The organism is Methylorubrum sp. GM97, from assembly GCF_024347855.1.
Taxonomy (GTDB): domain Bacteria; phylum Pseudomonadota; class Alphaproteobacteria; order Rhizobiales; family Beijerinckiaceae; genus Methylobacterium; species Methylobacterium extorquens.
The window spans coordinates 5,291,881-5,318,284 of record NZ_AP025942.1; the positions used below are offsets into that span (position 1 = coordinate 5,291,881).

Sequence of the window (26,404 nt, forward strand, 5' to 3'; positions counted from 1 at the left end):
GCCGCTCCTGCCGATGCGCCCGTCCCGAGATGATCGGGGCGGGTTTTTTGTTTCGCACTTCCATGCACAGAGAGGACCGGCACGGGCAGCCGGTGCTGAGTCCGTCCCAGGTCGATGTGCGATCCGGAGCCGAGCACGGACGCCTGTCGATCGCCGTTTGCGGACGACGCGACGGAGCGCGGCGCGTGCGCTTTTCTCAGGCGGATCGGTGGGCATTACCCCACCCGCGAGGTCTTTTTGTTCGGAAGCCGAGCCCGCGGAACGCATCAGGCTGACAGCGACGCCGATCTCGCCGTTGTACTGGACGGCGATCACGCCGAGCGTAGCCGTATCTCGGGCGAGATGGCCGAGGTCGCCTTCGATATTCTGAGGGAAACCGGTCTGACCGTTCAGGCCGTGCCGCTGTGGGAGAGCGAATGGCGCCATCCCGAGCGCTTTCCCAACCCCATTCTAATCGCGAGCATCCGGCGCGACGGTGTTCGCCTGTGACCGGCGCGATCACCCTCGCCTTCATCGGCAAGGCCGAGCGAGCGCTGGCGGCGGCTCGGCTCCTTTCGCCGGCGATACCGAAGGCGGTTGCAGCCGCCTTCAGGATGTTCGCATCCGCGCCGATGATATGGCCGGAGCACCCTCGGCCGAGGAAGCCGACTGACCTCTCGCTTAGGCCGAGGGGTTCGTTGCGACGATGCGAGAACGGCTTTTCCCGGATTGACGCTGGCTCGTACGCGTAGCCGAAGCCGACGTTCCAGCGTGCGGGTCGCCGTTACCCCCGCCGCAGCGCCTCCAGCACCTTGCCGCCCGGCCGCCCGGTCGCCGGCATGCCGAGTTGGCGCTCGATCTCCTTGATCGCCTCGCGGGTCTTGGAGCCGACCTTGCCGTCCGGCTCGCCGACATCGTAGCCGCGGGCGGTCAGGCGGGTCTGGAGGTCGCGGCGCTCGGCACGCGAGAGCGGCGGATCGTCGGTCGGCCAGTCGGCCTGGACGCCGGGGCGGCCCCGCAGGCGGTCCGAGAGGACGGCGATGGCCAGCCCGTAGGACTCGGCGGCGTTGTAGGAATAGATCGCGTCGAAGTTCTTCGTCACGAGGAAGGCCGGGCCGTTGATGCCGGCGGGCGCGATGATGCCGGCAGGCCCATCTCCCGTCAGCGCCTTGCCATCGACCCGGGTGACGCCGAGCGAGGCCCAATGGCCGACGGCGTGCTTGTTCTTGCGGCCCGCGGCGGCAACGTTGAAGCCGCGCGGCAGCCGCACCTCGTAGCCCCAGGGCTGGCCGTTCGACCATTTGGCGACGCGCAGGAAGTTGGCCGTGGAGGCGACCGCGTCGGCCACCGAATCGACCACGTCGCGCCGCCCGTCGCCGTCGCCGTCCACGGCGAGACGTTGGTAGGTGGTCGGCATGAACTGCGTCTGACCGAAGGCGCCGGCCCAGGAGCCGGTCAGCCGCGAGGCTTCGATGTCGCCGCGCTCGATGATCTTCAGCGTCGCGATCAGTTCGGACCGGAAGAAGTCGCGACGGCGGTTGCTCGAGCAGGCGAGCGTGGCGAGGGACTGCACCAGCGGCATCTTGCCGAGGTTCTTGCCGAAATTGGACTCGACGCCCCACACCGCGGCGATGGTGTGACGATCGACGCCGTAGCGCGCCTCCGCGTTCGCCAAGGCCTGGGCATGCTGACGCATGGCCGCGCGCCCGTCCTCGACCCGCTCCTCGTCGACCAGCGCCGACATGTAATCCCAGATCGGCGTCTTGAATTCCGGCTGCGCCTGGGACAGTTCGATCACCTTGTCGTCGTAGGCGATGTTGGCCGTCGCGGCGCGGAAGGTCTGGGCCGAGACGCCGGCCCCGGCGGCCTGCGCCTGGATGCCGGCAAGGCAGGATTGGAAGTCGGCTCGCGCAGGGCCGGCGAGAAGGCCGCTGGCAAGGGCAAGCCCGATCAGGCTGGCGCGGGTGGCTGGCGTCGGCATGGGTCGGCGCTCCGTCAGAGTTCGGGGATTCTCTCGCGCGATTCAGGCGATACGAGGGTTAACGAAAGGTGAGGACCGGGGTGCGGCGGAGTCGTGCCATGGGGCGCGGCATTGACCGTGTCGGCGTTCTCGTCTAGGCACCCGCTGGTGTACGGGGCTCCGGTTTGGGGCCCCGTCGCATTTCATGCGCACCCGTGGGCGGTAACAGCCGCCCTGTCGCCCTCACCGCTTCGGCGAAGAGGGAGAGGAGGGCGCGTTCCTCAAAATTTTGTTCCAGAGGAACAGCGATGTCAAAACGCGTCCAGGCGAAGCACAAGCTCGATCGCCGCATGGGCCAGAACATCTGGGGCCGCCCGAAGAGCCCCGTGAACCGCCGCGAATACGGCCCCGGCCAGCACGGCCAGCGCCGCAAGGGCAAGATGAGCGACTTCGGCACGCAGCTGCGCGCCAAGCAGAAGCTCAAGGGCTACTACGGCAACATCACCGAGAAGCAGTTCCGCCGTTACTACGCCGAGGCGATCCGCCTGCGCGGTGACTCCGGTGAGAACCTGATCGGTCTGCTCGAGCGCCGCCTCGACGCCGTGGTGTACCGTTCGAAGTTCGTGGCGACCCCGTTCGCGGCGCGCCAGTTCGTCAACCACGGGCACATCAAGGTCAACGGCCGCCGGGTCAACATCCCGAGCTACCAGGTCAAGGCCGGCGACGTGATCGAGGTGAAGGAAGCCTCCCGCCAGCTCGAGATCGTGGTCGTGGCTTCCCAGCTCGCCGAGCGCGACGTGCCGGACTACATCGAGGTCGATCATCACAAGATGACCGCCCGCGTCACCCGGATCCCGGGCCTCACCGAGGTGCCCTACCCGGTGCAGATGGAACCGAACCTCGTCATCGAGTTCTACTCGCGCTAATTATTCGAGATCGTCTCGAAATGTGAAAGGGCCGCCCCTCGGGGCGGCCCTTTTTCGTTGCGGCTCCAAGTCTTTCTTGTGACGCGCATTCTTTCAACGAACCGGTGGCCACTTCGTCGGAATGCGCTTTAGCTCGGCACGCCGCTCGCCAGCAGGCGAGTCAGTTCCGCCGCCGGCCGCTCCCGCGAGAGGCCGACCGCCTGCCCGGACCAGAGCGGCGAGAAATCGCCCGAGCCCGCCGCCTCCGCGGCCGTGCGCAGGGGCTGGAGCGCCACCGCCGCGCCGGGAAAGGCCGGAGCGAGCGGGCTGACGGGTCCGAGCTCGCGCACGGCACGGGTGAGTAGGCCGCGGGCCGGGCGCCCGGTCAGCACGTTGGTGAGCGCCGTGTCCTCGTCGCGGGCCGCCGCCAGCGCCGCACGGTAGGGCGCGGAAATGCCGGCCTCCGGGCAGCGCAGATAGGCGGTGCCGACCTGTACGGCGCTGGCGCCCAGCGCGAAGGCGGCCGCGACGCCGCGGGGATCGCCGATGCCGCCGGCCGCGATCACCGGCACATCCACGGCGTCGGCGATCTGCGGCACGAGGGCGATGGTGCCGACCTGCGAGGCGGTCGCGTCGGTGAGGAACATACCGCGGTGACCGCCGGCCTCCGCCCCTTGCGCGATCACCGCATCGACGCCGCGCTCCGCAAGCCAGCGCGCCTCGCGCACGGTGGTGGCCGAGGACAGGATCAGGCAGCCCACGTCCCGCACCCGCCGCAGCAGCGGCTCCGCCGGCAGGCCGAAATGGAAGCTGACGACGGCCGGGCGCAGCTCTTCCACCACCTCGGCCATCGCGGCGTCGAAGGGCGCGCGATTGGCCATCGCCACCGGCGCCGTCGGGTCGAGCCCGAACGCCGCGTAGTAGGGCGCGAGGGCGGCCCGCCACGCAGCCTCGCGCGCCGGATCGGGTGCGGGCAGCTCGTGGCAGAAGAAGTTCAGGTTGAATGGCGCCTCCGTCACGGCCCGGATCGCGGCCGTCTCGGCGCGGATCTGATCGGGCGTGAGCGCGGCGCAGGCAAGGGAGCCGAGCCCGCCCGCCCCGCTAACGGCAGCGGCTAGCGGCGCCCTCGGGCCGACCATGGGAGCCTGGATGATCGGATGCACGATCCCGATCCGCCGGACGAAATCCGTCTCACCTGTCACGGCTGTCTCCTCACTCGCCCCAATACGGGTCACGGGACGAGGCCGGACGGGGCCAGATCCCGGTCAGCGGAGGGATCGTCGCCGGGGCGGAGCGCTAGGCCCCCGGCGACGCCGGATGCTCTGCCGTCGCGGCGGCAGTCGTGCGCGCGGCCTCCTGCTTCAGGCGCTTGCGGTACTGCGCGGCGCCGAAGGGAAGGCCCGCGAGATAGGCTAGGCTCACCGCCGCCATCGCCTCGAACGGGAAGCTGATCACGAGGCCGAAGCCGACCACGACCACGAGGAAGATCGGCACCACGAGGTCGCGCGGCACGCGCTTGCCCCAGGTCTTGCCCGAGAAGGTCGGTACGGTGGAGACGACGAGGAGCGCGATGGCGAGGACGTAGACGAGGATCACCGGCCGGCCCCAGGCACTGAAGTCGAGGCCGAGGAAGTGCAGATAGAGCGGCAGCATGCCGGTGATGGCGCCGGCCGGCGCCGGCATCCCGACGAAATAGTCCTTCTTCCATTCCGGGCGGTTGGGATCGTCGAGCATCGCGTTGAAGCGCGCGAGCCGCAGGCACATGGCGATGGCGAAGACCAGGGCGACGATCCAGCCGACGGACTTCAGGTTGTGCAGGGTGAAGCTGTAGAGGATCAGCGCCGGGGCACAGCCGAAATTGACGAAGTCGGAGAGCGAGTCGAGTTCGGCGCCGAAGCGCGACGTGCCCTTGAGAAGACGCGCCACGCGGCCGTCGATCCCGTCGAGAACGGCGGCGACGATCACCGCGATCACCGCCGGCTCGAATCGGCCCTCGAAGGCCAGCCGGATCGCGGTCAGCCCGAGGCAGAGCGCGAGCAGGGTGATCATGTTCGGCGCGATCATCCGGAACGGCACCGGCCGGAACCGGCGCGGCCGATCGTTCGGGTCCGGCGCGAAGGGCGGGAACAGATCGTCCATGTCGTCGCTCGACTCGTCTCTCGACGTGTCTTTCGGCTCGTCGCTTCTCGGCATGTCGCTCTTCTGCAAAGAGATCAGATGCGGCGGAAGGCCCGCTCCGAGCCGCCACCGAGGTCGGCCAGCACGGTCTCGCCGGCCACCGCCTTCTGGCCGAGGCCAACGAGCACGCGGGTGCCGAGCGGCAGGTAGACATCGACCCGGGAGCCGAAGCGGATGAGGCCGAAGCGCTCGCCGACTTGGCGGGACTCGCCGGCCGAGACGAAGCCGACGATGCGCCGGGCCACGAGGCCGGCGATCTGGACCACGCCGATGCGGACCGGCTGGCCGCGATGCGTCGTCTCCATGACGAGGCCGTTGCGCTCGTTGTCCTCGCTCGCCTTGTCGAGCTCGGCGTTGAGGAACAGGCCCGGCGTGTAGTGGATCTGCCCGATCTTGCCGGAGACCGGCACGCGGTTCACGTGGCAGTCGAATACGTTCATGAACACCGAGATCCGCAGCATCGGCTCGTGCGAGAGGTCGAGTTCGGCCGGCGGCAGCACGGTCGAGATCAGGTTCACGCGCCCGTCCGCGGGGGAGACGATGAGGCCGTCGCCGACCGGCACCACCCGCTCGGGATCGCGGAAGAAGTAGCAGACCCAGAGCGTCAGGATCAGGAAGATCCAGCCGAAGAACTGCGAGAAGTAGCCGAGCACCACGGTGAGCACGATGCCGATCAGGATGAAGGGGTAGCCCTCCTTGTGGATCGGCACGAGCGTCCGGCGGATCGTCTCGATTAGGTCGGTCATGGTCTCTTGAAGCTTTTCGCGCGGGGCGCTCCGCTGCCGGATGGCAGGGGCCTCGGCATCCGTCAACCGCCCCGTGGCGGACGCCCGACCCGGGATGCCGCGGCAAGGCCGCCCGCGTCGAACAGGCGATAGGTGCGCCGTCCCGCCGCCTTGGCGGCGTAGAGGGCGGTGTCCGCCAGCGCGAACGGGTCCTGCACGTCTCGGCACAGCGCCGCGCCGACCGAGGCGCCGAGCCGGTAGCGCCGTCCCCCTTGGTCGAACGGGCGACCGAGGATCTCGACGAGCCGTTCGGCACAGGCCGCCGCCTCTGTCGCATCGGCGTCGAGAATCACGGCGAACTCATCGCCGCCGATGCGCGCCACGAGCTCGGCGCGGGGGCAGGTCAGGCTGATTCGCCGGGCGGCTTCGAGAAGGCAGCGGTCGCCGGCCGGATGCCCGTGGGTATCGTTGATCGCCTTGAAGTCGTCGAGGTCGATCAGGAGCAACGCGCTCACAGGGTCCCGCAGGCGGGCGTCGAAGCAAGCGCGGTTGGCAAGACCCGTCAGGGCGTCGGTCTGCGCCTGTAGACGCAGCTCTTCGAGGCGGCGGCGCTCCTCCGTAACGTCCTGCTTCAGCCCGTACAGCCGCATGGGCCGGCCGTTTCGAAGCTCGACCGTGGCGGTGATGCGGATCCAGCGATGGCCGCCACCGGGCGGAAGGAGTTCGGCGTCGAGGCTGAACCCGCCTGCCGCCGCGATCGCCCGGTCGCGCAAAGCCGTCAGCCGCCGTCGCGATGCGGCGGTATAGAGGGCGAGTGCCTGGGGCCGCTCAACCGGAACACCGTGGGGCAGGCCGAACAGATCGTAGACGCCGTTGCTCCAGGTCAGCCGCTCATCCGGCAGGCTGCAGATCCACAATCCCATTCCGGCGACCCGCAGCGCCGGTTCGAACGGTGCCTCGGCCCGCACCAGAGCCGCCCGCTGCGCGCCGATGATCGCCGCCTGGATGCGCAGCTGCATCCGCAGGCGCTCGAGTTCGGCGCTCCCGCCCGCTCCCGCTCGCGGCAGATCCGGATGCCTATCGTCGGTTGCGCGAATCGGGAGGCCTCGTTGCGGTTGGATGCCTCTACATCTTTCATAAAAGCTGCTTTCCACAAGGTGAAGGCCGATCCGAATCGGCCGGCTTGAAGGACCTCACAAAACGCCCGATCACCGATCGTCTCACCGTTGGGCACGGCTGCGCAGCGGGCGTTTCGTGAGGACGCTCAGGCGACCGGCTCCGAGCGCCGTGCCTCTTCCAGCAGCAGGCGCTCGTCCTCGGCCCGCTTGAGTGCCTCGCGGGCGGCATCCGCCTCGCGCTGGCGGTTCCAGAGCGCGGCGTAGACGCCTCCGCGGGCGAGCAATTCGGCGTGATTGCCCCGCTCGACCACGCGGCCCTGGTCGAGCACGAGGATCTCGTCGGCGTTGATGACCGTCGAGAGGCGGTGCGCGATGACCAACGTGGTACGGCCCTGGCTGACGCGGTCGAGGGCCGTCTGGATGTCACGTTCGGTGAACGAGTCGAGCGCCGAGGTGGCCTCGTCGAGGACGAGGATCGGCGGCCCCTTCAGGATGGTGCGGGCGATCGCCACGCGCTGCTTCTCGCCGCCCGAGAGCTTGAGCCCCCGCTCGCCCACCGGCGTGTCGTAGCCCTCCGGCAGGCTTTCGATGAAGCGATCGATCTGCGCGAGGCGGGCGGCCTCCCGCACCTCGGCCTCGGTCGCGTCCCAGCGGCCGTAGCGGATGTTGTAGCCGATCGTGTCGTTGAACAGCACCGTGTCCTGCGGGACCATGCCGATCGCCGCACGCAGCGAATCCTGGCGGACGGCGGTGATGTCCTGGCCGTCGATGGTGATGCGGCCGGCCCCCGGCTCGTAAAAGCGGAAGAGCAGGCGCGACAGCGTGGATTTGCCCGCACCCGAGGGGCCGACGATGGCCACGGTCTTCCCGGCCGGCACCTCGAACGAGACGCCGCGCAGGATCGGCCGCTCCGGGATATAGGCGAAGCGCACGTCCTCGAAGCGCACCGTGCCGGCCTCGACCTTGAGCGGGGGCGCGCCCGCGCGATCGGCGATCTCCGGGTTGCGGTGGAGGATCAGGAACATGTCGTCGATGTCGATCAGCGCCTGTTTGATCTCGCGGTAGATCATGCCCATGAAGTTCAGGGGCATCGAGAGCTGAATCAGCATCGTGTTGACGAGCACGAAGCCGCCGATGGTGGTGTTGCCCGCCATGATGTCGCGGGCGGCCAGCAGCATCACCGCCGTCATGCCGACGGTGAAGATCACGGCCTGGCCGGCATTGAGCACGGCGAGCGAGACGTAGGTCTGCGTCGAGGCCTTCTCGTAGCGTTCCATCGACGCGTCGTAGCGGGCGGTCTCGCGCCGTTCGGCACCGAAATACTTCACCGTCTCGAAGTTCAGCAGCGAATCGACCGCCTTGGAGTTGGCCTCGGTGTCCGAGTTGTTCATCCGGCGGCGGATGCCGATGCGCCAGTCGGTCGCCTTCCAGGTGAAGCCGAGATAGCTGGCGATCATCGCCGCCACGACCACCGAGTAGAGCCAGTCGAACTCGTAGGCGAGGATGCCGAGCACGAGGACCAGCTCGACGATGGTCGGCACCAGCGTCAGCACCATCAGGCGCGACAATTCCTCGATGCCGGAGCGGCCGCGTTCCAGCACGCGGGTGAGGCCGCCGGTCTTGCGCTCGAGGTGGAAGCGCAGGGACAGGCGATGCATGTGCTCGAACGTCTGGAGCGCGAGCTTGCGCACGGCATGCATCGCGACCTTGGCGAACAGTCCGTCGCGAACCTGCGTCAGCCCGGCCATGGCGATCCGCGACAGGCCGTAGAGCGCGATCAGCAGGAAGGGCGCCGAGAGGAGCCCGGCCGGCACCGCAGCGGCAGCGGCCTCGCCGGCGCCGTCCTTGGAGCCGATGGCCGCGACCAGCGCGTCGGTGGCCCATTTGAAGGTGAAGGGCATCACCATCGTCGCGGCCTTGGCGACGAACAGGAGGCCGAAGGCGAGGAAGACCCGGCGCTGAAGATCGACGCGGCCGTGTGGCCAGAGATAGGGCCAGAGCCGGCGATAGGTCGTCAGGAGGCCAGGGCGTTCGAGGGGCGCAGACGCGCCCTCCCCCGCCGGCACGGGTGCATTTGCCATGATGAGGTTCGAAGAGATCTTTCGGCGCCAGGCGGCCGTCGCGAGGCGCATATAGGCGCTCGCACCGGATCGCACATCCTCTTCGCGCCTCGGGCCTCCGCCCGTTCCGTCAGGTCCGGCGGTCCGGGCCGCTTTTGGTAGACGGCACGCTCGGCTTGGATTCGTTGTTCGGCAGCACGAACATCTGGCCGGGATAGATCCGGTTCGGGTCGCGGATCTGCTCTTGGTTGGCGTCGTAGATCACGGTGTAGCGGTTGCCGCGGCCATAGGTGCGCCGGCTGATCTGCCACAGGCTGTCGCCGCGCGTGATCCGGGCGGTGGCGACCTCCGGCACGAATACGGCGCCCCCCTCGACGCCATCCGGACGGCGCGGCGAGAGCGCGGCGGCTCTGCCATCCGCGCCCGGCGCCGGTGCCGCTGCGGCCAGCGACCCGGTGCCGGATGCAGCCGGACGCTCCGGTTCAGTCCCTGCCGCGCCGCCGGCCCTGGCCGGGGGAGCCGTGGGCCTCGGTACGACCCCCAGGTCGCCGGATTTGAGCTTCGCCGCAGCCGGTGCCGTCGCGGAAGTCTTGCCAGTCGCCGCGGGTGCTGTTGTCTCGGCTGAGCTGTTGTCGGCGTAGCGCGTCGGCGGCACGCTGTCGGGATAGGCGAAGGCGACCTCGGCGCGGGCCTTCACCTTGCTGCCCCCCGAATCGACGGAATCGACGCGGATGCGGTAGGCGCCCGGCTTCACCCCACGCCCGATCGTGAACGCCACGCGCCCGTCAGCTCCGGATTGTCCCGAGGCGACCATGGTGTCGTTGAGGTAGAGGCGCAGGCTGCTCCACGCCGTCGTCTGGCCGGTGACGTGCAGGCGCCCGCCCTCCTGCGCGTCCACGCTGACGATGCGAAGGGCGCCCGCTCCCGGTGCCACCTTGCCGGCTCCCCGCGATCCCTCGGCGACTTTCGGCTCGGGCCCAGCCCGGCCGGGCGTTTCGGCGGCAACCGTGGCCGGCGGCTTGCCGGAGGCGTCCGGCGCGCCGGGTTGAGACAGAACCCGCGTCGGCGCGTCCGGGGCCGTCAGGGCGATCAGCGGCTTGGTGTTGCGCGACTCCGCGACCACGACGGTCACGCTCTCACGTCCCGGCAGCGGCTTTCCGTCAGCGCCGGTGGCGCGCAGGGCGATTTCGCTCGAGCCCGGCGGCAGGTCCGGCGGCGTCAGGGCGAACTGGCCGGAAGCGTCGGCCTGAGCGCTGGCGAAGGGTTTTCCGTCGCGCAGCAGCTCGATGCGGCTGTTCGGCGCCGCGCGCCCGGCGATCACGCTCGCTCCGTCGGGCTCGACACGCACGATGTCGAAGGTCGGCGTGCCGTCATCCGCACGCGGCTTCGCATCGGCCGCGCTCAGTTCTCCCGGCCCGATCCCCTCTTGCGAGAGGGCTCCGAGGGCGGCATGAGGGGAGTCCGTCGAGGGCGCCTTACCCGCGCGGTCGCCGGTCTGCGTCCCGGCCGAAGGCTTGTCCGGCGTGGCCGGTGTTTCGGCAGAAGGATTGACCGCCGCGTTGCGCTTGAGAAGCTCTCCGGTCCCGAACAACGCGACCACCATGGCGAAGCCGCCGAGCAGGCCCGCAATCGCGAGGACGATGCTTCGCCGTACCTCAGCCGTCATGGCCGCCTACTCCCGTACGCCACGGGCCGCCGCGGGCGCGCACGATCTGCCGCCGCGTGTCGAAAACCCGTCTAAATCCGGTGACATATTAACGAACATGAGAAGAACACCAAAGCTCGAACACGGCTGCGCCGTCGTTTCCTCGGCAAACTCAGCAATCTGTCGCTCGGATAAAGGCCCGGCCGTGTCCCGCCGTCGCGGTCGGGGAGGCCTGTGATGGTGCCGCTCACTTCCGTCTGCGTCTATTGCGGGTCCGGCTTCGGCGGTGATCCGGCCTTTGCCGACGCCGCCCAACGGCTCGGCACGGTGCTGGCCCGTCAGAGGATCAAGCTCGTCTATGGCGGCGGCAATGTCGGCCTGATGGGCACCGTCGCGAGTGCGACGCTCGAGGCGGGCGGCTACGTCACCGGCATCATCCCGGACTTCCTGAAGTCGCGCGAGCGCATGCTCGATGCGGTGCAGGAGACGATCGTCGTCTCCGACATGCACACCCGCAAGCGGCTGATGTTCGACCGCGCCGACGCCTTCGTCGCCCTGCCTGGCGGCATCGGCACGCTGGAGGAACTGGTCGAGCAGCTCACCTGGGCCCAGCTCGGCCAGCATCGCAAGCCGATCCTGCTGCTCTCGGTAAACGGCTTCTGGGACCCGCTGATCACCCTGATCGACCACATGCGCGCCCACGGCTTCATCCGCGAGGGGCTCGACCTGAACTACCTCGTCGGCGAGGATCCCGACCTCGTTGTGGAAACGCTGCGCGAGGTTCTGGGCCGGGTCGAGCCGGCGCCGCTGGCGGATGAACTGATCGAGAAGCGCTTCTGATGGCCGCCACGATCGAGCCCGGCCAGACCATCGCCGGCGAGCACCAGGGCGAGTATTACGGGACGGTGCTGGCCCGCCTCTCGCGCAATGCCGCCGTCCAGCGCTACCTCGAAATCGGCGTTGCCTTCGGCGACATCTTCTCGGGCATCGCCTGCCGTCACGGCGTCGCCGTCGATCCGGAGTTCCAGCTCAAGACCAACGTCGCGGCCAACAAGGTCAGGGTCTCGCTGTTCCAGACGATGAGCGACGTGTTCTTCGCGAACCTGAACCTGCGCCGCCATGTCGGCGGGCGGATCGATCTCGCCTTCCTCGACGGGATGCACCTGTTCGAATTCCTGCTGCGGGATTTCTTCAACACGGAAGCGATCTGCCGACGGGATTCGATCATCGTGATGCACGACTGCCTGCCGGTGGCCGCGCCGATGGCCGACCGCGACCCGATGCAGGCCGGCATCCGCGGGCGCGGCACCCCGTTCGAGAATTGGTGGACCGGTGACGTCTGGAAGATCGTGCCGATCCTGAAGCGCTACCGGCCGGATCTCGACGTGATGCTCGTGGACGCCGCGCCCACGGGTCTCGTGATCGTCACCGGCCTCGATCCATCCTCGCGCACGCTCAAGACGAACTACGACGCGATCCTCGAGGAGTTCTCGCGGCTGCCCAACACGGCCGCCGAGATCGCGCAGGTCTATGCCGAGTACCCGATCGTGCCGACAACCGAGGCTTTGCGCCGCCTCGGTGGGCGCTCCTACGCCCATCGTGGCGGCTGGTTGCAGCGGCTGAAGGGCTGATACGCTTCAGCCGCTGCGCGCCTCGGCCAGCCATTCCCTAAGGTTCGGGCAGCCCTTCAGCCCGCCACCGTCCAGGTGGTGGTGCCGTCCTTGTTGTCCTTCACGCTCACGCCCAGGGCAGTGAGCGCGTCGCGCACCCGGTCGGAGGCCGCCCAGTCCTTCGCGACGCGGGCCGCCTTGCGCTCGGCGATCAGCGCCTCGACCCGCGCTACGTCGATCCCAGCCGCGCCGACCCGCTCCGCTTCGCGCTGCGCCTGCGTGACGGCCAGGAAACCCATCAGTCCCGCGCCGGCCTTAAGCGCGGAGGGGCTGGTGCCGGCAAGGCGATGCAATTCTCCGAGGGCCGCGGGCGTGTTCAGGTCGTCGCAGAGCGCCTCGACCACGCCTTCGGGCACCTCCGCGTCGGGCGCCGCTTCGCCGGCCGCCTCGTACCAGCGGTCCAGCATCCGGCTCGATTCCTCCAGGCCCCGCAGGGTCCAGTCGATCGGCTGCCGGTAGTGGGTCTTGAGCATGTTGAGGCGCACGACCTCGCCCGGCCAATCGTCCAGCACTTGGCGGATGGTGATGAAGTTGCCGAGCGACTTCGACATCTTCTCCCCCTCGACCTGCAGGAAGCCGTTGTGGAGCCAGACATGGGCCATCACGTCGGTGCCGAAGCAGCAGCGCGACTGGGCCACCTCGTTTTCGTGGTGCGGGAAGATCAGGTCGAGGCCGCCGGCATGGATGTCGAAGGTTTCGCCGAGATGCTTCCACGACATCGCCGAGCACTCGATGTGCCAGCCGGGCCGGCCGGGCAGGTCGATCCCGCAGGGTGAGGGCCAGGACGGTTCGCCCGCCTTCGAGGGCTTCCACAGCACGAAATCGAGCGGCGAGCGCTTATAGGGCGCGACCTCGACCCGGGCGCCCGATTCCATCTCGTCGAGCGGGCGCTTCGAGAGCGCGCCGTAATCGGGCATGGAGGGGACGTCGAACAGAACGTGCCCTTCCGCCACGTAGGCGTGGCCGGCCACGACCAGCCCCTCGATCAGACGGTGCATCTCGGCGATGTGGTCGGTCGCCCGCGGCTCGATGAAGCGAGCCGGCTCGCCCGCGCGGTTCACGTCACCGGCCATCAGCACGCCGAGGTCGCGGATGTCCCGGTGGAACTGTGCCAGCGTGCCGTCGGTCAGTTCGCGGATGGTGATGCCGCGTTCGAGCGCGCGGGCGTTGATCTTGTCGTCCACGTCCGTGACGTTGCGGGCATAGGTGACGTGCGCCGCCCCGTAGAGGTGGCGCAGCAGCCGGAACAGCAGGTCGAAGACGATGATCGGCCGCGCGTTGCCGATATGCGCCGCGTCGTAGACCGTCGGCCCGCAGGCATACATCCGCACATTCGTCGGATCGATCGGGACGAAGGCCGCCTTCTCGCGGGTCAGCGTGTTGTAGAGGCGCAACATCGGCGTCATCGACTGCGTTCCTGCCGGGCTTGCCCGGCCTCCCCTGCGGCCTGCGCCGCCCTCGTCGTTTGTCGTTGCGGCCCAGCATCTTCCGCCGGCCGTCCCACGGCGCCGAACGGCACCGCTGCCACAGTGTCGCCGGAGCCGCCGGCCGCCGCTGTTGCGCTGCCGCGACGGTCGCCGCGCCAGGGTTGGGCTACCGCAAAACGGTGATGAATTCGAGCGGGGCGGCGGATGCGCCCTCCCGCAACCGACCGAAGGCGGACCGGCAAGGATTTGTTTACCGCGCCGTCCGAACACTCCGCACTCGAACGAACCCGTTCACAAGGTTTTCACCATGCGCCGCACGGTCGCCGCCCTCTTCGTCCTCGCCACCGCCGCCCTCCCGGCCATCGCCGGCAGTGAGCCCGCGCCTGCGCCCAAGCATGTCGAGAAGACGTTCCTGATCCCGGCCGAAGACGGCTACGGCGTCGGCGAGTGCCTCAGCGGCGGCCCGAGCGAATGCGGACAGGTCGTCGCCAACGCGTGGTGCGAGTCGCAGGGCTTTGCCAGCGCCGCCAATTACGGCGTCGCCGCGCAGGACGAGTATACCGGCGCCATCGGCGACGCCGCTCCGGTGAAGAGCGCGCCGCGCCCGCTGCGCATTACCTGCCAGGATTGATTCGGCGGACGCGCTACTTCACGAAATCCGCGCATTTCGGCGGCGGCTCGGTCCCCCACGGTGCAAGCGGCACGGCGGAGGTGGAGTTCTTGGGCGAGCCCTGAACCACCTTGTCCGAATAGACCATGTAGATCAGCGTGTTGCGCTTGACGTCGCAGCCACGCACAATCTGCATCGATTTGAAGATCAGCGAGCGGCGCTCGCTGAACACCACCTCGCCCTGTTTGACCTTGTCCTTGAACTGGACCGGGCCGACTTGCCGGCAGGCAAGCGAGATGTCCGAGACATCCTCGGCAAGACCGAACGTCCCCTTGATGCCGCCCTTCTCGGGCTGGGTGTACCAGCAGGCGATGCCGGCCACGGCAGGATCGTCGATGCCGTAGACCACGAGCTTGTCGTTGGGTGTGAGCGGGCGCCAGACCGTCGACTTGTCGAAGATCCGGTCGGGCTCCTGGGCCCGGGCCGGGGCGGACGCGGCGAGACAAGAGACGACGAGGGCGGCGACGCCCGCGACGAGGCCGGCCGAGACCGAGCGGCCGCTCCCATTGGTGCCCGTGAGCCACATCATCGACGCAATCCCCTCAAAGCTTAGCCGCAGAGACGTGGTGTCTCTGTCCCGAAAGGGCGAGGGGCTTTAACACATGTCGGTGATCGCTTGTGCCGCTTCGTGCGGCCCGGCATCCTCACGCGTCCTTCCCCGCGACCTCCTGCTCGAGAATCCCAGCATCCGCACCATGCCGATGATCGGACCGCAGTTTCGCCGCGTAATCGGCGCCGCGCTCGCCGCGCTTGTCCTCGCTGGAGCGTGGCCGGCTGCGGCTGCGCCGGATGTCTGGGCCTGCCAGCGCTACCGCACGGAACTCGCCAACCTCAACGCCAGCGCTTCGACCGCGTCGGCGCTCCAGAGCGAGGTCGCGCGTCTCGAGTCCTACTATCGCAGCCTCAATTGCGAGGGCGGTAAGTTCCTGTTCTTCGATACGCGGCCCCCGCAATGCGGCGCCGTCGAAGCGCGGATCCGTTCACTCAACGCCACCTATGGCGGTGGGGATGGCGAGGTCGTCGCCGCCCGCCGTCGGCAACTCGTCTCCGCTGTGTCGAACGCCTGCACCGGCCTGATCCCCGGCGAGGGACAGGAGGGCGTTTCAGGCGGCCAGACCGCCCGGGGTGGCCCGAAGGTCATCTGCGTGAAGACTTGCGACGGGTCCTATTTCCCGATGGGCAACCTGCCGGACGGGCGCGGCGGGGCCGACGAGATGTGCCAGGCGCTCTGCCCCGGCACGGAAGCGGTCGCCTACTCGATGCCGCATGGGGACGACGCCCTGAAATACGCCGCCACGCTCAAGGGCAGCCGCGCCTACACGGCGCTGCCGACCGCCTTCAAGTTCCGCAAGAGCTTTACCGCCGACTGCTCCTGCAAGCAGGAGGGCCAGACCTGGGCCCAGTCGCTCGTGAAGGCCGAGAGCATGCTGGTGCGGCACAAGGGCGACATCTTCGTCACCCCGATGACGGCCGAGAAGCTCTCCCGCGCGCCCAAGGTGCGCCTGACCCTGGTCGGCCGAGCCGACCGGACCGCGGCGGGCCTCGCGGCCGACGCCGCCAACCGCGACGGCGCCGTGCCCCCGGCCGCGAAGGACGCCGCCGAACAGGCCGAACAGACAGGCTCGACCGGCGAGAGCCGCAGCGCCATTCGCGTCATCGTGCCGAGTCTGCTTCCGCCCCCGGCCCTGACACCCATCCCCTGAGTCCCACGCCATCGGGCGCAAAAGCCCGGTTTCGTCGCCTGAAGGGCCGCAAACGAAGCACCTGTCTCGACCGGTCGCCGTCGGATCTCGACATGGAGGCATCGGGAACCAATCCGGTCCGACCGTGTTCGGAACCGCCGATTGTGTTTTACGAGGCCGACTTTATGCGGATGACCCGCTCGCTGCTCCTTGCCGGCACCATGCTGCCCGCGCTCGTCCTGTCCGATCTGTCCGCAGCGCGGTCTCTCAGTGACGGCGGGCGGATCGAGTTGGCCCAGCGCGAGGATGCCGGCGAAGGTCCGCGCGGTGGCGGACGCGGACCGGGTGGTCCCGGCGGACTTGGCGGTGCCGGCCCGGCGGAGCGAGGTGGCGTCGAGCGCGGCGGCCCGCCGGCAAGGGAGAGGCCGGACCGATCCGAGAGTCCGGAGCGGCCCGAGCCGCGCCAAGCGCCCGCCGCCCGTGAGCGGCCCGAGGCCGCCGAGCGGCCGGCTCGTCCCGAACGTCCGGCGGCGCAGGAGCGGCAAGAGCGGCCTGAGCGGCCTGAGCGTCAGGAGCGTCCTGATCGCCAAGAACGTCAGGAGCGTCCTGATCGTCAGGAGCGTCCCGATCGTCCGGACCGTCCCGAACGTGCGACACCGCCCCAGCGGCCCGATCGCTCCGAAGAGCGGCCGGCGGCGCCTGCATCCCGCGAGCGCACGCAGGACCGCGACGCACCCGCCCGGCGCGAAGCGCCCGAACGCGAGGCGCCTGCCCGGCGCGAGACCCCGGACCGGCCCGACCGTGATGGCCAGGACCGTCCGGGCCGTCCCGCCGGCCGAGAGGCCGATCGCCCCGACAGCGCCCCGAACCAGCGCCGGGCTCCGAACGCGCCGACGCCGCCCAATGCGGAACGCCCGGAGCAGCCGACGCCGCCCACGGCCCCGAATCCGGCTCAGCCGAACACCCCGCCGAACCAGCGGCCCGGTGTTCCCGGCCGTCCAGCGACGCCGAATGTGCAGCAGCCCACCCGACCGGACCAGCCGGCCGCACCTTCCGCGGCGCAGCCCGACGGCGCGCGGGAGGCGCCCGGCGGTCGCACGCCGCCGAATCAGCAGCCGGGCGTTCCCGGCCGTCCGGTGGCGCCGAACCAGCAACCCGGTGTTCCCGGCCGTCCGGTTCAACCGCCTGATGGTGCGGCCCCGACCCAGCCCGGTGCCGTCCCGCTCGGCCAGCCGGCGCCGGCCCCCGGCACGCAGCCGGATTCGCGCAACCTCGATGATCGTCGTGACGGCGACCGCCGCGATGACCGACGAGACGACCGGTATGACCGCCGTGACGGTGATCGCCGCGACGAAAACCGCCTCGACGACCGCCGTGGCGACCGTCGCGACCGCTTCAACGTGCCGGGCACGCCGGCCTACGTCCCCGGCGGCTTCCGCGACGACGATTATCGCGGCCGCGACTACGACACGATCCGCCGCGACCGCCGCGAGTACGATGTCGATGGACGGACCTATTACCGGGAGCCCGGCCGCATCATCGTTCGCGACCGCGACACCACCTTCATCCGCCACGACGAGAACGAGCGCTTCCGCACCATCTATGGCGACCGCGGCTATCGCAGCGAACGGCGTGGCGGCGAGATTTACAGCTACGTCGACAGCCCGGCGGGCGGCCAGATCATCACCGTCGTGGACGATGACGGCCGGCTCCTGCGCCGCTCCCGTCGCTACCGCGACGGCCGCGAGGTGGTGATCATCAACAACGCCTATGGCGGTGCGCCCCGGCCGATCTACGAGGACGTGGTGGAGCTGCCGCCGCCGGACATCCGCATCCCCCGCGACCGCTACGTGGTCGATTACGAGCAGGCGGACGAGCGCGCCGTCTACGAGGCGCTCTCAGCCCCGCCGGTACAGAAGCTCGATCGGCGCTACACGCTCGATCAGGTGCGTTACAGCCCGCAGCTGCGGGCGCGGATGCCGTCGGTGGACATCAACACGATCACCTTCGACACCGGCTCCTTCACCGTCACGCCCGATCAGGCCAAGCGCCTCTCGACCATCGCCGAGGCGATCAACCGGACGATCAAGGACAATCCGCAGGAGGTGTTCCTGATCGAAGGCTACACCGATGCGGTCGGCTCAGACATCGACAACCTCTCGCTCTCCGACCGCCGGGCGCAGTCGGTCGCCTCGGTGCTGACGCAGAACTTCCAGGTGCCGCCGGAGAACCTCACCACGCAGGGCTACGGCGAACAGTACCTGAAGGTGAACACGCAGGACGCCAACCGCGAGAACCGCCGCGTCACCGTCCGCCGCATCACCCCGCTGCTCCAGCAGCAGGCGGAGGGGCAACAACCCGCTGCACCGCGTTAATCGAAGATCTTGAGCATTGTCCCGAAAGGTGGTCGCCGGCTTTCGGACAAGACGATGCAAGAACCGGAATCAAGAGCCTCGTCCCGGATACCCGATCCGGGACGAGGCTCTTGACCCTCCCCTAGCTGCGGCGCAGGTGGGGGAGGGTTAAGCGTGAGCAGCACGGGACGGCGATGGCGGACGACAGCGACCGGTTCATCGAGGCCGGGACGCCGACCTTTCGCCGGGCGACGCTCGCCCTGTTCGCGGCGGGGTTTTCCACGTTCGCGGTGCTCTACGGCGTCCAGCCGCTGCTGCCGATCTTTCACGACACCTTTGCGGTCTCCCCGGCCGAGAGCAGCCTCGCGCTGTCGCTGCCCTGCGCCACACTCGCGATCGCGCTGCTGGTCGTCAGCCCGCTCTCCGAGGTGTGGGGGCGCAAGCGGGTGATGGCGGTCTCGCTGTTCGCCTCGGCCCTGCTCACCATCGGCGCCGTCCTGATGCCGAGCTGGCATGGATTCCTGGTGCTGCGGGCGCTCACCGGCATCGCCGCGAGCGGCCTGCCCGCCGTCGCCATGGCCTATCTCAGCGAGGAGATGCACGGCCGCGCCATCGGCCTGTCGATGGGGCTGCTGATCGGCGGCAACGCGCTCGGCGGCATGGTCGGGCGGCTGCTCGCGGGGGTGATCGCCGATCACGCCTCCTGGCGCTGGGGCCTCGGCATCATCGGCGTGCTGGCGCTGTTCGCGGCTCTGGCCTTCCAGTTCGCCCTACCGCCCTCGCGGCACTTTCTCGCCCACCGGATGCGCTGGCGCGAGGTTCCGGGCACCTTCACCCACCATTTCCGGGATGCGGGCCTGCCCTGGCTGTTCTTCGAACCGTTCCTGCTGATGGGCGGATTCGTCTGCGTCTACAACTACATCGGCTTCCGCCTGCTCGATCCGCCCTTCTCATTGAGCCAGACGGTGATCGGCCTGATCTTCATCGTCTACCTCGCGGGCACGGCGAGTTCGGCCATCACCGGCCACATCGCCGGGGTGCTGGGGCGGCGCAAGGTGCTGTGGCTGGCGATCCTGCTCGGGATCGGCGGCATCGCCCTGACGCTGGCGGACAACCTCGTGCTCATCATCAGTGGCATCGTCGTCGTCACGGTCAGCTTCTTCGGCGCGCATTCGGTGGCGTCGAGCTGGGTTGGGCGCCGGGCCTTGAGCGACCGGGCACAGGCCTCCGCGATCTATCTCTGCATGTACTATCTCGGCTCGTCCCTGCTCGGCACGGCGGGCGGCTGGTTCTTCCTGCATTACGGTTGGCCCGGCGTCGCGGGCTTCTTCGGCAGCCTCTACGTGGCGGCTTTGCTCATCGCCCTGCGCTTGACGCGGCTCGCGCCACTCCCGCCCACGGGCGGCTGACACGGCGCGGCGTTGAGACGGTCAGGCGACCCGATTGAGTTTCGGGCCGTGCGCTCGTTATCCTGTCGGAGGAGAGGGAGAGCGCGACATGACCAGCGTCAGCACCTGCCTGTGGTTCGACAAGGACGCGGAGGCGGCCGTCCGCCTCTACGTCTCGCTCGTCCCCGATTCGCGGATCGATCACATCCAGCGCGCGCCCGGCCCCTGGCCCGGCGGCGAGACCGGCGAGCCGATCCTGATCGCCTTCACTTTGGGCGGGCAGAGCTTCCAGGCGCTGAACGGCGGCATGTCCGTCGATTACGGGACCGCCGCCTCCATCTCGGTCTCGTGCCGGGATCAGGCCGAGGTCGACCGCCTGTGGTCGGCGCTCACCGCGGAAGGTGGCGCGGAGATCGCCTGCGGCTGGCTGCGCGACCGCTGGGGCGTGCCGTGGCAGATCGTGCCGGAGAGGCTGCCGCGCCTCCTCGCCGATCACGATCCGAATGTGGCCGCCCGCGTCTTCACCGCCATGCAGGGCATGGTGAAGCTCGACGTCGCGGCTCTCGAACGCGCTGCGGCTGGGGCGGAGCCGACGCCATGAACCAGCCGCTGAGCCACGATGCCCACACCGCGAGCCAATTCGGCAGCCGCGCCGCCGAGTACGTCGCGAGCGCCGTCCATGCTACGGGCGAGGATCTCGCCGCTTTGGCCCGCTTTGCCGCCCTCCCCCATGCGGCCGTGCTCGATCTCGGCTGCGGCGGCGGCCACGTCACCTACGCAGTGGCGCCGCAGGTCCGCTCCGTCACCGCCCTCGACCTGTCGCAGACGATGCTCGACGCGGTGGCGGCGGAAGCGCAGCGGCGCGGCTTGGCGAACGTCGCCACGCGGCGGGCCAGCGTCGAGGCGCTGCCCTTCGCCGATGCGAGCTTCGATGGCGTGGTGTCGCGCTACAGCGCCCACCATTGGGGCGACGTGCCCGCCGCCCTGCGCGAGGCGCACCGCGTGCTGGCCCCTGGGGGGCGCTTCGGCCTGGTCGATGTCGTGCATCCCGGGCCGCCCCTGCTCGATACCCATCTCCAGGCCTGGGAGCTGCTGCGCGACCCCTCGCATGTCCGCGATTACGGCGAGGCGGAGTGGCGCCGGATGCTGGCGGAGGCCGGCTTCGTGCCCGGCGCCGTCCGGCGCTGGCGCGTGCGCATGGAGTTTTCGTCGTGGGTCGCCCGGATGGGCACGCCGGAGGCGAGCGTCGCCGCCATCCGCGCGCTTCAGACCGGCGCGCCGGAGCCGGTGCGATCTCACTTCGGCCTGGAGGACGACGGAAGCTTCACCCTCGACGTCATGATGATCGAGGCCGAACCCGATGGTGTTTCGGACTAAGCCCCCTCGCCCGCGAGCCGCCGCACGGCCCGCTCGCGCCCGATCAGCGGCAGCAGCGCCGCGAGGTCCGGCCCGTGGTCGAGGCCGGTGAGCGCGAGGCGCAGCGGCATGAACAGGGCGCGGCCCTTGGCGCCGGTCTCGGCCTTCACCGCGTCGGTCCAGGCCTTCCACGTACCGGGGCCGAACGGCGCCTCCGGCAGCAGGCGGGCGGCCATCGCGATGAAGTCGGGCTCGGCGATCACGGGCGTCACCGGCCCGTTCACCACCCGCCACCATTCGGCGGCGTCCGAGACGCGGCCGAGATTGGCCCGCACCGCCAGCCAGAAGGCTTCCGCTGCCTCCGCGGGGACACCGAGGGCGGCGAGGCGTTCGCGCACGTCTTCGAGCGGCATGTCGTGGACGAGGCGCGCGTTCATCCCGTCGAGTTCGGCCGGGTCGAACCGGGCCGGGGCGCGGGACAGGTGGGCGAGGTCGACGAGACCCGCCAGTTCGTCGAGAGAGGCGATCGGGCGGACGGCCTCGGCCGAGCCGGTCAGCACCGCGAGCGAGCGCACGGCCGCGGGTTCGTAGCCGGCCTCGCGCAGCGAGCGAAGAGACAGGTGGCCAAGGCGCTTCGACAGCCCCTCCCCGTCCGCCGTCGTCAGCAGGTTGTGGTGGCCGAAGGCGGGCACGGCGGCGGCGAGGGCTTCGAAGAGCTGCACCTGCACGCCGGTATTCGTGACGTGATCCTCGCCGCGGATCACGTGGGTCACGCCGACCTCCGCGTCGTCCACCACCGAGGGCAGCGTGTAGAGGTAGCTCCCGTCGGCACGCACCAGCACGGGGTCGGAGAGCGAGGCGCAATCGACGTGGCTCTCGCCCCGCACGAGGTCGTTCCAGGCAACGACGCGGTGGTCGAGCTTGAACCGCCAATGCGGCTGCCGGCCCTCGGCCTCGAACGCGGTGCGTTCGGCCTCGGTCAGCGAGAGCGCCGCGCGGTCGTAGATCGGCGGCAGGCCGCGGCCGAGCTGGCGTTTGCGGCGGCGATCCAGCTCCTCCGGTGTCTCGTAGCAGGGATAGAGCCGACCGGCCGCCTTCAGCCGCTCGGCCGCCGTATCGTAGAGGGCGGTGCGATCGCTCTGACGGAAGAATAGGTCCGGCTCGATCCCGAGCCAGCCGAGATCCTCGGCCACGGCGGTGGCAAATTCCTCCGTCGAGCGCTCGCGGTCGGTGTCGTCGAGGCGCAGCAGGAAGCGCCCGCCCTCGCGGCGCGCGAACAGCGCGTTCAGCAGCGCGGGCCGGGCATTGCCGATATGCAGGAAGCCGGTCGGCGAGGGAGCGAAGCGGACGAGGGGGGAAGCGGCCATGAAGCCGCTCTACCCAATTTTCTTGGGCGCTGCACCGTCCACACTCAATCGCGCCGTCAGTTCTTCGGCGCCGCGCCGGACTCGGTCCGGTCGGGACGACCAAGGATCCAGTCGCGCGCCGCCTTGACCCAGGCCGGCTGGCCCTCGCGGCCGTCGCCGACCACCACCGTCGCGGTCATGCCCGCCACCAGGGTCACCTCCGGCGGCACATGGTCGATGCGGATGCGCACCGGCACCCGCTGGGCGAGCCGCACCCAGGTATAGACCGGATCGACGTTCGGCAGGCCTTGCGTGCTCGTCGCGGCGTTGGCGGTCGAGATGCCGAGCGTCAGGCTCTCCACCGTGCCCTTCAGCGAGGCGCCGTAGCCCATCAGCGCCATCTCGGCGGGGGCGCCGACGTGGATATGCGCCATCTTCGTCTCTTCGAAATAACCGTCGACCCAGAAGGAATCGGTGTCGATCACCCGCGCGTTGGCGGTGCCGGTCTGCGCGTAGTCGCCGACCCGCAGCAGCAGGTTGGTGACGCGCCCGTTCACGGTCGAGCGCACCTGCGTACGTTCGAGGTTCTTCTTCGCCTGCGAAAGCTGCGACCGGGCAGTCTCCAGCGCCGCCTCGGCAATCTTGGCGGTGCCCGCGAATTGCTGCTTCTCCTCGACCGAGGTCGAGACTGTCGAGAGCGCGGCGCGCCTGGCCGACTGCGCCTCCTTTACCGAGAGGTCGGCCTCGCGGTTCTTGATCGCGGCCTCGGCAGAGACGACCGCCTCCTGATAGTCGAACGGGTCGATGACGTAGAGAACGTCGCCCTTCTTCACCTCCTGGTTGTCGGTGACTCGCAGCTCGACGATGGTGCCGGCGACCTGCGGGGCGATGTTGACCACCTGTACGCGGACCCGCCCGTCGCGTGTCCAGGGCGCCGTCACGTAGAACTGCCAGACGACGGTGGCCGCCACCGCCGCGAAGGCGAGGACGAGGCCGGTCGCGGCCAGCCGCAGCAGGCGGCCCCCTCGCCGACGCCGTCCGATCGGAAGCGCCTTGGCCGGGCCTTGCGCCTTGGGCGGCTCGTCGGAATGCGCCTCGCTGGCCGGGATGTGATCCTGTTGCCGGCTTTCGGCCGGCCCGTCATCGTCGCGTTTCACAGGAGCACCACCACGAGCGCGAGAAGGCAGACGTAGATCCCCGCTTCCGCCAGAGGCGGGTTGGCGACGAAGCGCCCGAACCGGATCCAGCGGAACACGACCCGGAGGGCCACCAGCAGCGCGAAGGCGATCAGCGCGTAGGCGATGAAGGGCGAGACCAGAATTCCGCCGATGGCGAGGTCGTGCTGCATGGGAGACATCAGGAGTTGGGAAGGGAGAGGCGCCGGAAGAAGCGCCCGTGCCGCCGGATAACGCGCGAGGCGGTCGCGAGGTCTGTCGCGGCACGCGCGAGCTGCATGCGCACGGTCCGGTCTTGCACGCGCGCCTCGCCGATCAGTGCGCGCGCCGCCCGGTCGAGATCGTCGGAGCCGGCAGCGGCCAGCGCTTCACGCGCCCGACCGATCAGCGGGGCGAGGCCGCGGACCTCGCTCAATGGGCGCAATTGCGCGTGGGCCCGCGCGGCGGCGGCCTCCAACTGCGCCACGGCGAAGGCATGGTGCAGGCTCGCCCGGCGTACCGCGCCGCTGCCGGAGTTCCAGGCCGAGAATTGGAACAGCCGGTCGGCATTGAGGCTGGTGCGCGTGGTGGCGTCGCCGCCCTCCCCCGCGAGCGCTTCGGCGAGGTCTTCACGGGCTTCTTCGAGGGCGAAGGCACGGTGCTGCGAGGCGGAGATCGGCAGGACGAGACGGATCGTCAGGAACAGGATCACCGCCGCGAAGACAACCAGCAGCGCGTTCACGAGGAAGGTCTGCGGATCGTAGGATTGTGGGTTCTCCGGCGCCAGCAGCACCGGCGTGAACACGAGGGTGATGAAGCCGATGGTGAAGCTCGGCGGGTGGAGCGACACGAGGCAGCCGAAGAAGACCGGCGGGGCCATGGCGATGGCGAGCAGGGGAAAGCCCTGGTTGCCGTTGAGCACCACGAACAGGATGAACCCGGCGCAGAGGGCGGCGAGCGGCATCCCGATCAGGACGCCTTGCGCGAACTTGCGCGGATCGGGCGTGACCGAGGACAGCGAGCAGGTCGCCGCGACCTGAACCAGGGCGAAGGAGGATTGCGGCAGCCCGAGCAGGATGAACAGGCCGGCGGCGAGGCCGAACGCAATCATCACGCGCAACGCCGCCCGCAGGGCGACCTGAAAGTCGCGATGGGTCGGCAGGGCGATGTGGCGCAGGGGCTCGTGGCCGTCCGACAGGGCGCGCACCCCGTCCTCGGCGAAGGTCGCGGCGTTGACGACGTCCAGGGCGCGCTGGAGCGCCACGATCTCGTCGAGAGTGGCGCCGGCATCGCACATCCCGGCATCCACGAGGTCGCGCAGCCGCTCGCCGTCGCGGGCAAGCACCTCCGGGCGCGATCCGTCCCCCTCCGAGACCGCGCGCAGGGCGAGCGCCTGCGCTTCGCGCACCCGCTGGCCGGGCTCGGGGATGCGGCTCATCGCGGCCGTGAGCGCCCGGCTCGCCGCGGCCAGGACGTAGAGCGCGGCGATGGCGCTGCGGGCGCCGGCAGCGCGATGCACGCCGTCATCGAGTTCGCCCGCGATGGCGCTGGCATCGCCCCGCATCGGCGCGATCTGCCGGATCAACGCGGCGGTGCGCTCGGGGCCGGGATCGCCCTGTGTCAGGCTCTCACGGGCAAAGGCCTTGGCCGCTGCATGGGCCGCGGCGAGGCGCGGGAGCAGGGCTTTCCAGGTGCTCGGCGAGGCGAGCGCATCGTTGATGAAGGTGATCGCGACGATGCCGACGGCCATCGCCGCGACGCGGCCGATGGCGGCATCGAACACCGTCTGCGGCGCATCGATATGCGCAACCGCGATGATCGCCACGGTGTAGCCGGAGAGCATCGCCCCGTAGGCGCGGGTATCCTGCAGGAACTGCGCGACGAAGACGCAGAGGCCGAGCCAGCAGGCGAAGCTGACGAGCAGGAGCACCCGGTCCTGCCCGAACAGGGCGATCAGCACGATGCCGACGATGCCGCCGACCACCGTGCCGAGGAAGCGGTAGCCGGCCTTCGACAGGGCCTGGCCACGCTTGGGCTGGGCGAGGATGGCGACGCAGACCGCGGCCGACGACGCGCTGTCGAGCTGGAGCCAGAACGCGGCGTAGAGCGCCAGCATCATGGCGAGCCAGATCCGGATCGCAAAGGCCCAGGCGGCGGGTTGGGGCACCCAACGGTCGAGGGTGTCGATCAGGCGCTCGCCGAGGCCGGCGCCGCCGGTCTGCTGCGCCGCCCCGCTCACCGCACCGTCTCGAGGCCGTGCGCCAACTCTTGCCGCTGATCCCGCGCCTGGCGCGCGACCCGCATCTGCCACAGGCACAGCAGCGGCGTGACGACGAGTTCGAGGGCGAGCGCCGCGAGCATGGTCAACGACGGCACGCCGGTGAGGGACAGTCCAAGCAGTCGCGCCAGCCCGCCGAGGACGACGACGAGGGTGAGGAAGCGGAACAGCCGCGACTTTTCCTCGATCCCCGGCACGCAGGTGAAGAACAGGATGCCGATGCCGGTCAGCAGGCCCGACAGGTAGCGGAAATGGCTGTCGGCCGAGACGTTGACCGGCGTGCCGCCGCCGATGCCGTCGATGCCGAACAGCACGCCGTAGAGCCCCGCCAGGACGGGGACGATGGCGACGACCGCCACCGTGCGCTGCAGGAAGCGGCGTTCACGCTCCATATCGGTAAGGCTTTCGTCTTCGCTTTCATGCGCTCCCGCGCAGAGCCGGCATCCGCTTCGGCTCGGGAGCCCGTTGGAACAGGTCGGCGGGGCAACACGCTCGCCGCCGTTCGGTTC

24 protein-coding genes are annotated in these 26,404 nt (G+C 69.7%); 10 read left to right on the forward strand and 14 right to left on the reverse strand.

Translation table 11 applies throughout. The features are described from left to right. The first annotated feature begins 114 nt into the window (after positions 1-114). Positions 115-489, forward strand: coding sequence for a nucleotidyltransferase domain-containing protein (locus MSPGM_RS24515; RefSeq protein WP_003603694.1), 375 nt, complete (start codon positions 115-117; stop codon positions 487-489). Positions 490-763: 274 nt separating this feature from the next. On the opposite strand, the gene MSPGM_RS24520 is transcribed toward MSPGM_RS24515, so the two are convergent. Beyond that, complete coding sequence (locus MSPGM_RS24520) at positions 764-1,960, reverse strand: lytic murein transglycosylase (RefSeq protein ID WP_003603695.1); 1,197 nt, start codon at positions 1,958-1,960, stop codon at positions 764-766. Between the two features lie 287 nt (positions 1,961-2,247). Here MSPGM_RS24520 and rpsD point away from each other — a divergent pair, with 287 nt between their 5' ends. Further along, positions 2,248-2,865 (forward strand): 30S ribosomal protein S4, encoded by a 618-nt coding sequence (gene rpsD, locus MSPGM_RS24525; RefSeq protein WP_003603696.1) that lies wholly within the window; start codon positions 2,248-2,250, stop codon positions 2,863-2,865. Between the two features lie 128 nt (positions 2,866-2,993). On the opposite strand, the gene MSPGM_RS24530 is transcribed toward rpsD, so the two are convergent. From MSPGM_RS24530 to MSPGM_RS24555, 6 genes are all read right to left on the reverse strand, one after another. Then, the gene (locus MSPGM_RS24530) at positions 2,994-4,046 is read right to left on the reverse strand and encodes an NAD(P)H-dependent flavin oxidoreductase (RefSeq protein WP_015857626.1); all 1,053 of its coding nucleotides are present in this window, start codon (positions 4,044-4,046) and stop codon (positions 2,994-2,996) included. A gap of 94 nt (positions 4,047-4,140) precedes the next feature. Continuing rightward, positions 4,141-4,983 (reverse strand): CDP-alcohol phosphatidyltransferase family protein, encoded by an 843-nt coding sequence (locus MSPGM_RS24535; RefSeq protein ID WP_003606209.1) that lies wholly within the window; start codon positions 4,981-4,983, stop codon positions 4,141-4,143. Between the two features lie 74 nt (positions 4,984-5,057). Next, positions 5,058-5,810, reverse strand: coding sequence for a phosphatidylserine decarboxylase (locus MSPGM_RS24540; RefSeq protein ID WP_261926421.1), 753 nt, complete (start codon positions 5,808-5,810; stop codon positions 5,058-5,060). A 20-nt stretch (positions 5,811-5,830) separates the two neighbouring features. Next, positions 5,831-6,901, reverse strand: a complete 1,071-nt coding sequence (locus MSPGM_RS24545; protein WP_261926037.1) for a sensor domain-containing diguanylate cyclase — start codon at positions 6,899-6,901, stop codon at positions 5,831-5,833. Positions 6,902-7,011: 110 nt separating this feature from the next. Next, on the reverse strand, positions 7,012-8,946 hold the full coding sequence (locus tag MSPGM_RS24550) for an ABCB family ABC transporter ATP-binding protein/permease (protein WP_043708160.1): 1,935 nt from the start codon (positions 8,944-8,946) through the stop codon (positions 7,012-7,014). Between the two features lie 109 nt (positions 8,947-9,055). Beyond that, positions 9,056-10,591, reverse strand: a complete 1,536-nt coding sequence (locus MSPGM_RS24555; protein WP_261926038.1) for a LysM peptidoglycan-binding domain-containing protein — start codon at positions 10,589-10,591, stop codon at positions 9,056-9,058. Positions 10,592-10,807: 216 nt separating this feature from the next. Between MSPGM_RS24555 and MSPGM_RS24560 the strand changes: the two genes are divergently transcribed. Continuing rightward, a complete protein-coding gene (locus MSPGM_RS24560; protein WP_003605957.1) occupies positions 10,808-11,410 on the forward strand; it encodes a TIGR00730 family Rossman fold protein in 603 nt (200 codons plus the stop codon). Beyond that, the gene (locus MSPGM_RS24565; protein WP_003605959.1) at positions 11,410-12,201 is read left to right on the forward strand and encodes a class I SAM-dependent methyltransferase; all 792 of its coding nucleotides are present in this window, start codon (positions 11,410-11,412) and stop codon (positions 12,199-12,201) included. Before MSPGM_RS24560 ends, MSPGM_RS24565 begins: the two co-directional genes overlap by 1 nt. A gap of 56 nt (positions 12,202-12,257) precedes the next feature. Here the strand turns inward: MSPGM_RS24565 and cysS are convergent, their stop codons facing one another. Continuing rightward, positions 12,258-13,646, reverse strand: coding sequence for a cysteine--tRNA ligase (gene cysS, locus MSPGM_RS24570; RefSeq protein WP_003605960.1), 1,389 nt, complete (start codon positions 13,644-13,646; stop codon positions 12,258-12,260). Between the two features lie 328 nt (positions 13,647-13,974). Here cysS and MSPGM_RS24575 point away from each other — a divergent pair, with 328 nt between their 5' ends. Beyond that, positions 13,975-14,298, forward strand: coding sequence for a hypothetical protein (locus MSPGM_RS24575; RefSeq protein WP_003605962.1), 324 nt, complete (start codon positions 13,975-13,977; stop codon positions 14,296-14,298). 13 nt (positions 14,299-14,311) lie between these two features. On the opposite strand, the gene MSPGM_RS24580 is transcribed toward MSPGM_RS24575, so the two are convergent. Beyond that, positions 14,312-14,866 carry a CreA family protein gene (locus MSPGM_RS24580; protein ID WP_003605963.1) on the reverse strand — a complete coding sequence of 185 codons (555 nt, stop codon included), beginning with the start codon at positions 14,864-14,866 and terminating at the stop codon, positions 14,312-14,314. A gap of 73 nt (positions 14,867-14,939) precedes the next feature. Here MSPGM_RS24580 and MSPGM_RS24585 point away from each other — a divergent pair, with 73 nt between their 5' ends. The 5 genes from MSPGM_RS24585 to MSPGM_RS24605 all read left to right on the forward strand — a co-directional run bounded on the left by MSPGM_RS24585 (position 14,940) and on the right by MSPGM_RS24605 (position 21,138). Further along, the gene (locus tag MSPGM_RS24585; protein ID WP_015857629.1) at positions 14,940-16,040 is read left to right on the forward strand and encodes a DUF2865 domain-containing protein; all 1,101 of its coding nucleotides are present in this window, start codon (positions 14,940-14,942) and stop codon (positions 16,038-16,040) included. A gap of 164 nt (positions 16,041-16,204) precedes the next feature. Next, positions 16,205-18,394 (forward strand): OmpA family protein, encoded by a 2,190-nt coding sequence (locus tag MSPGM_RS24590; RefSeq protein WP_015857630.1) that lies wholly within the window; start codon positions 16,205-16,207, stop codon positions 18,392-18,394. A gap of 173 nt (positions 18,395-18,567) precedes the next feature. After that, complete coding sequence (locus MSPGM_RS24595) at positions 18,568-19,782, forward strand: MFS transporter (protein WP_003605320.1); 1,215 nt, start codon at positions 18,568-18,570, stop codon at positions 19,780-19,782. 88 nt (positions 19,783-19,870) lie between these two features. Next, positions 19,871-20,362, forward strand: a complete 492-nt coding sequence (locus tag MSPGM_RS24600; RefSeq protein WP_003605321.1) for a VOC family protein — start codon at positions 19,871-19,873, stop codon at positions 20,360-20,362. Continuing rightward, complete coding sequence (locus tag MSPGM_RS24605; protein ID WP_003605322.1) at positions 20,359-21,138, forward strand: class I SAM-dependent methyltransferase; 780 nt, start codon at positions 20,359-20,361, stop codon at positions 21,136-21,138. The genes MSPGM_RS24600 and MSPGM_RS24605 overlap by 4 nt, the downstream gene beginning before the upstream one ends. Here MSPGM_RS24605 and gltX read toward each other — a convergent pair. The 5 genes from gltX to MSPGM_RS24630 are packed head-to-tail and all read right to left on the reverse strand — an operon-like array spanning position 21,135 to position 26,287. Further along, a complete protein-coding gene (gene gltX / locus MSPGM_RS24610) occupies positions 21,135-22,484 on the reverse strand; it encodes a glutamate--tRNA ligase (RefSeq protein WP_015857631.1) in 1,350 nt (449 codons plus the stop codon). The genes MSPGM_RS24605 and gltX overlap by 4 nt on opposite strands. 56 nt (positions 22,485-22,540) lie before the next feature. Further along, the gene (locus tag MSPGM_RS24615; RefSeq protein ID WP_003605326.1) at positions 22,541-23,620 is read right to left on the reverse strand and encodes an HlyD family secretion protein; all 1,080 of its coding nucleotides are present in this window, start codon (positions 23,618-23,620) and stop codon (positions 22,541-22,543) included. After that, positions 23,617-23,811, reverse strand: coding sequence for a DUF1656 domain-containing protein (locus tag MSPGM_RS24620; RefSeq protein ID WP_012255798.1), 195 nt, complete (start codon positions 23,809-23,811; stop codon positions 23,617-23,619). Before MSPGM_RS24620 ends, MSPGM_RS24615 begins: the two co-directional genes overlap by 4 nt. A gap of 8 nt (positions 23,812-23,819) precedes the next feature. Then, entirely contained in the window at positions 23,820-25,856 is a 2,037-nt protein-coding gene (locus tag MSPGM_RS24625; RefSeq protein WP_015857633.1) for an FUSC family protein, read from the reverse strand. Next, complete coding sequence (locus MSPGM_RS24630; protein ID WP_003602798.1) at positions 25,853-26,287, reverse strand: DUF4345 domain-containing protein; 435 nt, start codon at positions 26,285-26,287, stop codon at positions 25,853-25,855. Before MSPGM_RS24630 ends, MSPGM_RS24625 begins: the two co-directional genes overlap by 4 nt. Between the last annotated feature and the right edge of the window lie 117 nt (positions 26,288-26,404).